This window comes from Bacteroides sp. (genome assembly GCA_036351255.1).
In the GTDB taxonomy this organism is placed as follows: domain Bacteria; phylum Bacteroidota; class Bacteroidia; order Bacteroidales; family UBA7960; genus UBA7960.
In genome coordinates this window covers 24792-36976 of the sequence record JAZBOS010000035.1, presented here as the reverse complement: position 1 = coordinate 36976, position 12185 = coordinate 24792, and the positions used below count along the sequence as shown (strand labels likewise).

Annotated in this window: 9 protein-coding genes; 6 read left to right on the top strand and 3 right to left on the bottom strand. The window is 42.6% G+C overall.

The window, feature by feature from the left end; translation table 11 throughout:
- Positions 1 to 373: 373 nt before the first annotated feature.
- On the bottom strand, positions 374 to 2998 hold the full coding sequence (locus V2I46_03235) for a cation-transporting P-type ATPase (protein MEE4176501.1): 2625 nt from the start codon (positions 2996 to 2998) through the stop codon (positions 374 to 376).
- Positions 2999 to 3698: 700 nt separating this feature from the next.
- Between V2I46_03235 and V2I46_03230 the strand changes: the two genes are divergently transcribed.
- Entirely contained in the window at positions 3699 to 4322 is a 624-nt protein-coding gene (locus V2I46_03230) for a porin family protein (GenBank protein ID MEE4176500.1), read from the top strand.
- Positions 4323 to 4595: 273 nt separating this feature from the next.
- Complete coding sequence (locus V2I46_03225; GenBank protein ID MEE4176499.1) at positions 4596 to 5357, top strand: SDR family oxidoreductase; 762 nt, start codon at positions 4596 to 4598, stop codon at positions 5355 to 5357.
- A 384-nt stretch (positions 5358 to 5741) separates the two neighbouring features.
- Here the strand turns inward: V2I46_03225 and V2I46_03220 are convergent, their stop codons facing one another.
- Positions 5742 to 6458 (bottom strand): aspartate/glutamate racemase family protein, encoded by a 717-nt coding sequence (locus tag V2I46_03220; protein ID MEE4176498.1) that lies wholly within the window; start codon positions 6456 to 6458, stop codon positions 5742 to 5744.
- 191 nt (positions 6459 to 6649) lie between these two features.
- Here V2I46_03220 and V2I46_03215 point away from each other — a divergent pair, with 191 nt between their 5' ends.
- The 4 genes from V2I46_03215 to V2I46_03200 all read left to right on the top strand — a co-directional run bounded on the left by V2I46_03215 (position 6650) and on the right by V2I46_03200 (position 10728).
- Positions 6650 to 7240 (top strand): heme-binding protein, encoded by a 591-nt coding sequence (locus tag V2I46_03215; GenBank protein ID MEE4176497.1) that lies wholly within the window; start codon positions 6650 to 6652, stop codon positions 7238 to 7240.
- 292 nt (positions 7241 to 7532) lie between these two features.
- A complete protein-coding gene (locus V2I46_03210; protein ID MEE4176496.1) occupies positions 7533 to 8687 on the top strand; it encodes a hypothetical protein in 1155 nt (384 codons plus the stop codon).
- A gap of 76 nt (positions 8688 to 8763) precedes the next feature.
- Complete coding sequence (locus V2I46_03205) at positions 8764 to 10008, top strand: FAD-dependent oxidoreductase (protein MEE4176495.1); 1245 nt, start codon at positions 8764 to 8766, stop codon at positions 10006 to 10008.
- Positions 10009 to 10338: 330 nt separating this feature from the next.
- Positions 10339 to 10728, top strand: a complete 390-nt coding sequence (locus V2I46_03200) for a hypothetical protein (GenBank protein ID MEE4176494.1) — start codon at positions 10339 to 10341, stop codon at positions 10726 to 10728.
- A gap of 258 nt (positions 10729 to 10986) precedes the next feature.
- Here V2I46_03200 and V2I46_03195 read toward each other — a convergent pair whose 3' ends face one another.
- Entirely contained in the window at positions 10987 to 11802 is an 816-nt protein-coding gene (locus V2I46_03195; protein MEE4176493.1) for a class I SAM-dependent methyltransferase, read from the bottom strand.
- Positions 11803 to 12185: the final 383 nt, after the last annotated feature.

Genomic DNA, 12185 nt, shown 5'->3' with positions numbered 1-12185 from the left:
TTCCAGTCGGGTTTTACCTGCATTTTCTCTATTTATCCTGTAATTGACAGGTGTAACCCCAACATTTTTTTTGGTTTATTTAATCAGGTGCAAGAACTATACTATTTATTTATAATGATGTGGTGATTAGTATTAAATTTTAGGATAAGCGGTTTATTTATAGGTTGATATAACTGGATTTACAGCGTCTATCTAATGTAATTTCAACTTCTGCCTGTGGATATTATTACCCACTTCTTTGATTTTACAAATTCGGTGCGGTAAATCTTGGGTTAAGCCAAGTTTGAAGCATTCATTTTGTGTTGGTTCAAAAAACGCATGCCGTTGAAGATTACTCAAGAAGTTGCATGATGGAACTAAGCTATTGCATCCCTTATTTAAGCACCCTCCAATGCTTAAGCAACTGAATACTGGTGTTTGCCAGTACAATGGTAACTGCCACCAGAATCCATGGCTTGAGGCCCATGGGCTGGAACGACAGCAGGGTATTGATCCGGGGAGAAAAATAAGCAGCGAAGATCACCACCCCACACAGGCTGATGGCATACCAAACCCACTTGTTACGCGTAACCTGGTTGCGAAACACCGGCTCCTCGCTGTTGCGCATGTTGAACACATTCAACAATTGCGTGAGGGCTAAGGAGAAGAAAGCGATGTTGTTTGCAATTTCGTTCGATACATCCAGGTAAAACAAGCCTGCGAAATATGCCCCGGTCACCCAAAGGGCGATAATGACGCCATAGCTGCTTATAATCCACCAGCTGGTTTTGGTAAGGATGGGTTCGTCCGGGTCTTTTGGGGGTTGATGCATGACCCCAGGCATACCTTTTGACACGCCAAGAGCAAGCGCCGGGAATACATCCACCAGCAGGTTGAGAAACAACAATTGCAAGGGTAACAACGCCAGGTTAAACACCGTGAAACTGACCACGGCGATCACCACAATCTCGCTCAGGTGATAAGAAAGCTGGTATTCGATAAACTTGCGGATATTGCTGAAGATGATTCGCCCCTCACGAATGGCAGTGACTATGGAAGAAAAGCTATCGTCTTTGAGGATCATATCGGAAACCTCCTTTGCTACCTGTGTGCCGCGTTTTCCCATAGCGATGCCAATGTCAGCCTTTTTAAGGGCTGGTGCATCGTTTACGCCATCGCCGGTCATGCCCACAATATCACCCGCATCCTTGAATATCTTCAGAATATCGAGCTTCTGCCCCGGACTTACCCGTGCAAAAATATTGGCCTCATAGAATTTTTTTTCTTCCTCCCTGCCCATATTTCTCATATCTTTTCCCGTGAAGGCTATGGGATCTTCATCATCGGCGATGCCAACCTGTTTAGCGATGTTCTTTGAAGTTTCGGGGTGATCGCCGGTGACCATCACCACACGTATGCCAGCATCGCGGCAGGTTTTGATGGAGTCCTTTACGGCAAGCCGGGGCGGATCGAGGAACCCGATAAAACCGATAAGCGTATAACCCCCTTCGAATGCCCCTTTGTCCTTGCTTTTTTTGAAGGCGAAGGCGATGGTTCGCAGGCCGTTGGCGGCCATCTCATCATCGGTTTCACTCCATTTCTTTTTGGCTTCTTCCGAAAGGGATTCTTCCCCCTTGTCCGAAAGCACCTGGTCGCATTCGTCAAGTACACTGTCAGCAGCTCCTTTGAGCGCAAAGAAATACCCCGAATCGTCTTTATGCATGGTGATCATGTACTTGTCCTCAGAATCGAAGGGATCTTCATCCACCCGTTCATATTTCTGCCTGATCTCATGAAAGCGCCCTTCGGCAATTTTCTCCACGAAATGATACAGCGAAGTTTCCAGGGTGTCGCCCTTTACCTCACCTTCATCGTTTATCTCTACATTGTTACACAGCGCTGAGACGGTGATAAGTTTTTCAAGGCATTCATTATCACCCGGCATATCTTCGATCACCTTTTTTGCCTTACCCTGATAGCAGGGGGTGTTAATGTGCTCGGCGGTAAGTTTGCTTTCGGTGAGCGTACCTGTCTTATCGGTAAGGATGGTGGTAGTTTCACCGAGGGTTTCCACAGCAGCAAGTCTTTTCACGATCACATGCTCATGAGCCAGGCGGATCATGCCTTTGGCCAGAGCGATGGTTGCCACGATTGCCAGCCCCTCGGGAATTGCCGCTATGGCCCAGGCAATGGCCGTTTGTGCGATAATATAGGGTTCCTTCCCTGTGAAATACCCCAGAACCGCATAAGTTGCCGCCATACCCAGCACGATCCAAACGAGCCGCTTGGAAAGTTTATTGAGCTTAATGTTAAGCGGTATCTCCTCCCTTTCTTCACTGCTGACCATTTCAGAAATATGGCCAATCTCGGTATTCATGCCGGTCCCTGTCACCACAGCCCTGGCGTTGCCCATGGTGACTGATGTTCCTTTGAAAACCATGTTGGTACGGTCGGCCAGCGGAGTATCTTTATCCAAAGGGTCGGTTTGCTTATCCACCGAAAACGATTCGCCGGTAAGCGCCGATTCGTTGATCTGCAATTCCGAATGTTCGATAATACGTGCATCGGCAGGGATCAACTGACCGGAATCAATGAGGATGAGATCACCGGGGACAAGCCTTTCGGCATCTATCTCTTCTTTCTCCCCACTGCGCAACACCACGCAGGTCAACTTGTCCATCTGCCTGAGTGCCTTCATTGAATTCCTCGCCTGCAGCTCCATATAAAAACCAATGGCCATATTGAGTATGATGACAACGAATATGGCCATCGCCTCAGGAAAATCCCCCAGGATCAATGAAACGACCAGCGCGGCTATTAACAGGTATATGACAACGCTTTTGAACTGGTCGAACAGCAGTTTCCAAATACTTCGTTCCTTCTTTTCTTGAAGTTTGTTAGGGCCTTTTTGTTTCAGCCGTTTTTTGGCCTCACGGGATGAAAGGCCTTCCCGGTGATCGGTTTCCAGTGAAGCGCATATGTCATCGATTTTAGCGGCATACGGATGTAAATCATTCATGTAGTAAAAACTTAATATCGGATTTTGAGGATTTCTTTACCTTGATTTCATTGGGTGTATTACCCGGGCAGGGCGAACTGATGCCAAACTCCTGGGCTCTAGGCTGAAGCAATAAGAACAAATCGCGGACACGCGCCTTGCTATTCGGAGTTGGTATTCCAATGAATCGAGACTTAGGGATTCTCGATTTCGAAATAATCTTCTTTTTCCATCCTGTTTTTGAAATTATATTTTATTGTTTAGGTGTAAAAAACATGCCATGGATTTCTTTCAATGATGTAACAACACCTGAATATGCTGACAATCAATTGCAATAAGGAGGAGTAAGCAGGAATTGAGAAAATTGTTTTTTTTGAAAAGAATGAATTTTATCGTGTATAAAATTCCACAAACAACATTTATAACCATCTCCTTCATTCTGGTTGTTTCAGGAAAGTTCTTATATACCTGGCTGAGAAACCGGAAGACATCGTAGAAGTCGATGCCATTGTGTTTTGTTAGCATTTTAAAGCAAAGCATTTACTTCATCGTCAAAACTTTATGAACAAGAAAATGATCGGGAAAAAAGATATTACGATCTATGGCATCGAATTTGAAAACTAAATATTGTATTCTGTTATTTGCATCATTGCCTAAAAATGAAAGGCATCCCTTGCAAATTGCATATCCAGAACTATTCAAAATAAAAAAAACCATAATCATGAAAAAGAAATTTACTATCACAATTATTTTTTCAGCCATTCTGTTAACTTCCGCACTGCCAGCAAAAACTCAACAAATCAGCGGCGGGATTAAAGGTGGGTTAACCATGAGTAACCTTTATATTGATAGGGACAACCTTGATGATGAGGATGCGAGGTTTGGATTTCACGCAGGATTATTCAGCCAGATCATGTATCTTGAAACATTTGGTATACAACCGGAATTACTCTATTCATCCAAGGGAACCAAAGCAACATATGGCGGGTTGATTAATCAAACTGTTAATTTTAATCTCAACTATCTGGAGGTTCCGATACTTCTGGTTTTACGCCCCCTTGAGATACTGGAATTTCATGCAGGGCCCTATCTGGCGTTGTTGCTGAACAGTGAAATAAAATATTCGGGGAGCATTGAAGGTTACGATGAAATAAGCAGAGACAACTTCAAAACCCTGGATTATGGAATGGGTGCTGGTGTGGCATTGAACTTAGGAAACATACAAGCTGGGGTTCGATACAATATTGGTCTTCAAAAACTTGCCGACAGCGATATTGCCAATTTACTTTTGGGCGAAAGCAAAAATGCATACGGACAATTATACATTGCTTTCAAATTGTTTTAAGGATCTGATGAAAATCCCAAGCATAAAAATCCCTTCCAATATTTGATAAAGCTGGACTCTCCATATGAAGTCAACTTGAATTTCTAAATCAAATCATTTATAAAATGTGCACGAATTTCTACAAATCAATCCTCCGGTGTAGCTAATTTTCAACAAATGATTGCTCTTTTTACGGAGTAGTTTGGCTGCAAAGCCGCTTTTTTTGCATGTAAAGAAGATTGGCAGGGTTTTTTCAATACGCTATCATATTGGAATATTAAAAACTAAAATATTATGAGAAAATTAGAAAACAAAATTGCATTGATTACCGGAGGTGCCGGTGGCATTGGTAAAGCTGCAACAAAAAAGTTTATTGGTGAAGGCGCCAAAGTCTTGCTTGTTGATTTAATGGAAGATGACCTAAGAAAAGTCCAGGAAGAGTTTGGCAGTGACAAATTATATTACATTGCAGCAGATGTGAGTAAAACTGAAGAGGTTGAAAAATATGCACAAAAAGCTAAAGAACTCTTTGGTAAAGTAGACGTATTTTTTAATAATGCCGGCATTGAAGGACAGGTAAAACCCATAGGGGATTACCCGGTTGAGGAGTTTGATAAAGTGATGGCTGTGAATGTCCGAGGAGTATGGCTGGGAATGAAATTCATCACACCCCTGATGGCAGATGGTGGCAGCATCATCATAACCTCATCCGTAGCAGGCTTGCGTGGAACAGCTAACGTGAGTCCATATGTAGCCAGCAAGCATGCCTTAAATGGTATTGCGCGTTCGCTGGCCCTGGAGTTGGCTGGAAGGAATATAAGAGTCAATGCAATTAATCCATCACCTGTTGATAACCGGATGATGCGCTCCCTCGAGAAAGGCTTTAGCCCTGATGATGCCGAAAATGCCAAATCACAGTTCGAACAGATGATCCCCCTGGGTCGCTATGCCGAAAATGAGGATATAGCAAATCTCGTATTGTTTCTGGCTTCTGAAGAAAGCAACTTTATTACCGGAGCCATTCATTCAATTGATGGTGGAATGACTGCAAAATAGAAACAGAATTTGACTTTCTTCTTTCATGCAAGATCCTGAACCAGAGGCTGTCTAAAAACTGTTTGTTTCTTATCCTAAATAAGGGGGATTTTACGCTCCACTGCTTCCGCTTAGAATGACAAACGGCGCTTCTTAAAAAAGGGAAGTTGGCAACGATAGTAACAATTTCCCTTTCAATTAATTGCATGATCCTCGCCTTACCAAAGTCCTTTCAAGGTCCTTTCAACCTTCAATGAAATGGAGGAAGGTACGACCCAGGTACGAGCAAGACAGGAGGATAAGAAAAAAATTACACAGATTTTCAAGGGCTTACAGAAATAACGCGAATTGAAGGGAGGAGTAAGGATTCTTTTTTGTAAAGATGGTACTCTCACCTCTCACATCTCATCTCTCACCTCTAATTGCCATCTCCACTGCTTTCTCAGCGTGGATGCGTGTGGTATCAAAAACGGGGATATCCACATCGGTGTTAGAGATAAGCAGGGGGATTTCGGTACAGCCCAAGATGACGCCCCGGGCACCTTCCCTTTGCAGACGACCGATGATGGTCTTGAAGGTCTCCCTCGATTTATCGAGGATCTTTCCCTTCACCAGTTCGCCATAAATGACCTGGTGGACCTGATCTCTTTCTTCCTCATTGGGTATAAGGGTTTCAATCCCAAACTGATCTTGGAGGGTCGCCTTATAGAAATCCTTTTCCATGGTAAATTTAGTACCCAGCAATGCCACCTTGCGGATGCCCTGGCTGACAATCGCTTCGCCAGTAGCTTCTGCGATATGGAGGAAAGGGATAGAGGTGTGCGCCTTAATGGCAGGGCTGCACAGGTGCATTGTATTGGTGCACAATACCAGGAGATCAGCCCCGGCATCCTCGAGTTTCTTTGCAGCATATACCATTATGTCGTCCAGGGCTTCCCACTGCCCTGCATGCTGCAATTCAACAATTTCAGCAAAATCAACCGAATACATCAGGCACTGAGAGGAATGAAACCCGCCCAATAGCTCTTTGGTCTTTTCGTTGATCAGCCGGTAATACTCAAGGGAGGATTCCCAGCTCATACCCCCGATCAATCCAATGGTCTTCATAACAATCTCGATCAATCCAAATCAAAAAGTTTTATCCATCCATTCCCTTTGTGGGCTTTATTTCATCCTGCAAGGTAAAAAATTCAATTTAATTTATTCCAAAAGATACAACAACACAGGGAAAAAAGATTTTGTTTAACTTTTTGATATAAAAAATTAAACAAAAGTCCAAGCCGGGTGTTTATTATTTAAAATCACACAAAAAAATGAAAGCATTTCTCATCATAACAATAGGAGTCGCCATGGTAGTCATAGCATCACAAGTCAGAACGGCCCGCGGGGCGGGACGAACTGAGCAGTATCCTTACAGCGTGATTCGCGAATATAAGGGTTTTGAAATCAGGCAATACGAGCCTGCAATTTTTGCACGCACCCGGGTGGCGACCGAGGGCTATCGTTCGGGCTCTAACGCTGCCTTTCGCACGCTGGCCTCTTATATCTTCGGGGGTAATGATCGCAACGAAAGCATTGCGATGACCTCTCCTGTTGCCATGCGCCAGGGAGAAGGATTAGAGATGGAGTTTATGATGCCCTCGAAATACACCCTCGAGAGCCTTCCGGAACCCAACCGTAGCGGGATTGAATTCATTGAAAAACCAGGTGTGGTGATGGCGGCAATCAGTTTCAGCGGCTGGGCCTCCGATGGTAAGATCGCTGAGATGACGCAAAGGCTCAGGTATATGCTTGACAGTGAAGGCATCAGCCATACCGACAATTTCATTTATCTGGGCTACAACCCGCCTTACCAGCTGATCAACCGGCTCAATGAAGTGGTGGTTGAAGTGATGGTGGATTAATTTAAAGACCTTTGGGGCGTTGATCCCTCCCTCAAATCAATAGATCTTTCATTGCTTTGGGGGTAGTAACAGCTAAATAACAACTTGTTTTTCCCTGGTCATCTGTATGTGGATTTTTTTATACAGCGATCAGCAAATTTACTGCATGAAGGACCTACCCTATATTTTTATTTAATAAATTATTCGGGCTAAAGCCCTGAATATCTGGAGAGAACATGCCATAGGCAGATCTGTTGGTCAACCTTTGGCATGTTCTTTTCTTTATTAGAATGGATTTAAAATATTACAATAAATGGATCATATTTCGATAGAAAAATTTAAGGCATTAGCCAAAGTGAATGAGCCCCATTGTATCAGCATTTTTATTCCAACGCACCGCTATGGTCAGGAAGTAAATGAAATGGTTGATCAAAAAAACCTGAAGAACCAGGTCAAAATGGTACGGAAAGAACTGGAGGTATACAACCTGAGCAGAAAGGATATTGATGAGTTGTTACAACCCATTATAGGACTGGTCAATGACAATGGATTCTGGAAGCATCAATCGGATGGACTGGCCATATTAAGAAGCCAGAGCCATTTCGTTTATTTTACCATACCAGTATTCTTTGAGATGTTTACCTACATTAACGATCATTTCTATTTAAAGCCCCTCATCCCCTACCTTAACGATGACACCAGGTTTTTCCTGTTGTCGTTAAGCCTGAATGGAGCCAGCCTTTATGAGGGTTTCCCCCATCAAATAGACAAATTGGAGGTTAAGGACTTGCTCCCAGAGAAACTGGAAGAAGTCGTTGGATATGATTTCAAGGAAAAAAACCTGCAGTTCAGAACCGGGCATGCAAAAGGCAACCAGGCCATATTTCATGGCCACGGGAAGGGGAAAGAAGAGGAGAAACCCGAAATCTTAAAATATTTCAGAGCCATTGACGAAGGGGTTTTAAAAGTCGTGAAGGATAAAAAGATCCCGCTGATATTGGCTGCGGTAGATTACCTCGTTCCACTTTACCGCGAAGTAAACAGGTATGACCATCTGGAAGAAGATTTTATTGCAGGGAATCCCGAGCATGAAGATCCGGTCTTACTTCATGAAAAAGCAAAAAAAATTCTTAAAGGTCATTTTAACCGCGAAAGGGATGAAAAAGTTTCTGCTTTCGAGAAGGCATTATCGGATGTAAAAGCTTCCTACAAAGAAGAAGAAATCGTTCCGGCAGCCATCAACCAACGTGTCGACTCCTTATTTGTCCGCAACCTTTCAGAGTTATGGGGAATGTTTGACAAGGAAAAAAACCAGATTCTTTTGCGTGAGGAAAAAAGCAGGCCAAATGCCTGCTTACTGAACATGGCCGCTGTCCACACCATTTTAAATAATGGGAAAGTGTACTTGCTGGATGCAGCTGATATGCCAGCCCCTAGTACAAAACTGAATGCCATCTTCAGATTTTAAGGGATTTTTTAACCCGCAACAGAGAGCGATACTTGAACTTTCTAAAAGTTAGATTAAAAACAAAAACAAATCAGTTATGAAAAACTACAAATATGTCATTATTGGTGGTGGGACCACCGCTGGTTATGCTGCCAAAGAATTTGCAGAGCAAAACATTGAAAAAGGTGAATTATGCATTGTTTCAGCTGAGTCCATTCTTCCGATGAACCGTCCTCCCCTATCCAAAGATTATCTCAGGGACAAAACGGAAGATGATGAGGTTTTGATCGAGGAAAAGGATTTTTACGAAAATCAGGGCATTGACGTTAAGCTGGAAACCTGCGCAAAGGATGTTGAGCTCGAGAAGAAACAAGTTTTACTCGATAACGAGGAAAAGATTGGCTACAACAAACTGCTGATTGCCACCGGATCCAAGTTAAAGCGACTTCATCTTGACGGCAGTGGACTGGAAAACATTTTCTATCTCAGAAATATCAAGCATTCGGATAAGATACGTGAAAGGGCTAAAAAAGCAAATCGAGTAGTTGTGGTTGGAGGAGGTTACATTGGAACAGAGACCGCAGCCTCGCTTAACCAAATGGGCCTGGATGTAACCATGATTGTTCCAGAAGAAATCTTACTTTCAAGATTTGCCTCCAATGACATTGCTGCTTTCTTTCAAAAGGAATTCGAAAAAAGGGGTGTAAAAATTCTCTTTAATAAAAGTGTTGAAAGGTTTCATGGAAAGGAGCAAGTTGAAGAAGTTGAACTTGACTCGGGTGAAAAGCTTAAAACCGATATGGTGGTTGCTGGCATTGGCGTCGAGCCTAATGTGATACTTTTTAAAACGACCCCCCTGAAAATAAACAAGGGCATTGTGGTCAATGAGTACTGCGAAACCAATATTGAAGACGTATATGCTGCAGGCGATGTGGTGGAATTCCCTGATGCCCTGTTCAATAAGAGAAGGCACGTTGAACACTGGGAACACGCCGTTGAACAAGGGAAGCATGCGGCCAGGGTAATGACAGGAAAAAAGGAGCCCTACACCTTTTTGCCTTTTTTCTTTTCCGATGTCTTCGACTATTCCTATGAATATTTTGGGGATAATGAAACGGCCAAAGCAATCTATTACCGCGGCAATATTGATACCGGTGATTTCAGCGCCTGGTGGTTTGATGCAAACAGGCTTGTTGCTGCATTTATTATGAGTTCCAGGCCCGAAAAAGAAGGGGAAATGGCGCGTAAATGGATTGCCAATAAAACCCCTGTTGAGGGGGAAAAAATTCAAAATGATGAAAATAATCTGGAGGATTTAGAAGTGAAAGATTCCAAAAATTAAAACATTTTGGATTATCCTGACTTCATTTCCCGAGATATTTGATGCAGCATAAAGGCCTGCCCCGGACTTAAGCATTCGGGGCCGGCCTTTTTTCTTAGAGCGGCATACCCTTATTGATAAAGAAACTCTGGACCTGTATAGTTAATTCCACAACTGTAACTTAATGACAACACTTATTGAATATACCTGTTTGATCATAACTGGCCCGTTCTTTTGACTGATCAACCAAAGCAATAAAAAAACTCAATTGTTAAAAACATATCTTATTTATGGCATAACTATTTCATGGATCTAGTTGACAATTATTATTAATCACAAAAACATTGAGCCATGTTATTTCTAGAGATTTTCTTAATCATTTTAGTAGCCCTGGTCATTGGAGCTTTGTTTCATTTCGGATTTAAATCAACAGGGCCATGGGGCAGTTTCTGGTTTTTCTTCCTGGTGCTGATGTTGGCTGGTCTTGCAGCTGAAGCATGGATCAAGCCAATAGGTCCGGTATATTGGAACATTTCGTGGGGACCAGTGCTGTTCGTGATTTTTCTTTTTGCTTTACTGATGGTTGCAGCCACTCCCCCAAGACCAGGCAGAAGAATCAAAGGAACAGAAGATATTCCAGAAACAGGCGAACCTGAAGCGGCCATAGTTACCATTAGTTTATTTTTCTGGGCTTTTCTTCTTTTCCTTTTTGGCGCAGCCCTTTGGGGAATTCTCTCATAATCAAATAATATCTTATTAATAGCTAAAGACAGGTTAACAATACCAGAGCTGGCAAGCCACAAGGCGGCCTCTAAGGCTGAAGCGTGGGTGAATTAAACGCCCTATATTTGAACAGAACACCAAATTAAAAGCCAGGAACGTCATTAAAAATACTCGTACAATGACATTCCTGGCTTTTTCAGAAAAGCGAAAATCTCCCTGACAAAATTTTGTTCTTTGTTTTTTGAATTGAAAATCAGAAAACAATAGAAAGCATAATTAGCCGGGGTTTTTGGCAACACTCAATAAGTGTTTTGACTGATTTACCAAATGGATATCCTCACAATGCTTTATTGTAAAGTCCATCCAGGGTCTCTTGAGTTTATTCTCGAGTTTATGATACAAGTCGAACCGCTCTCCGAAAAGACCTTCCACTCCTGCCAGATGCAAGGGCAACAACCCGGCCTCTTTGATCAGGGGATCAACTTCCTCGGGGTGTGAAAAGTAAGAATGTGTAAACCATTCGGTCCCCTCCACAAACCGGTCATCCGTGCCTGTTTCCCAAAGTTTTTTTACTTCTTCAGGATGCAAAATACCCTCGGGGTTGTTTTTTACCCCATAGACCAGTGCCCCGATTCTGGTCATGTAAGAGGAAAAAATATATCCTCCGGGTTTAACATTTTCCCTGGCCAAAGAGAGCAAAGCCATTCGCTGCTTTCGGCTTATCATGTGATAGAGTGGTCCAAGAAGGAAAACCCCATCCCATTTAAACTTATTCCAGCCTTGGCTTTCCATTACGTCGGATCGTTCAATGAAAAGAATGTTGCTGTGATTGCCCAGCCGTTTTGTTACAAGCTTTATGTTATTGTCCGACAGATCGTTCAACCCTACCAGATATCCTTCATCCAGAAGCAGGCGTGCAATGCGTCCTGTGCCGCAAGCGGCATCAAAAAGATGATCACCGGGTTTAAGGTATTTGTTTACAAAGTGCATGGTTACTGGAATTTCAAAAGGATGTTCATCCAACCTCTGATCCTCCTCTTTGACATGCTCGTTGTAATACTCCCTCACTTCTTTATGTTTTTCCTTCGACATAGCGGTTCAGTTTATTTCAAATGATGGTTAGGCTACCCAGCATTATATTTGAATGTTATCAATGGTTATAAAAAAAGATTTCAACTTATTGGGTATAAGACAACTTTGAAATTTAAGAAATAATGGGACAAATTCCATACCTTTTTTCCACCTTAAATCACTGGCAAGCTAGAATATTATATCATCATTGTGGAACTCTTTACCCGAAACCACCAAGATTCAACCCCAAAAGCAAATAAGCAAGAAGCCTTAATTGCTTATTTTATTAATGTTTTTCAAGCTTTCCCAAGTTTAATGAACCTTGTATGATTCTTGGCACGTTTTTTACACCTAAGATCGTAAAGGAAAATTCATATTGATTGAGACTGCATTGACTATTATCT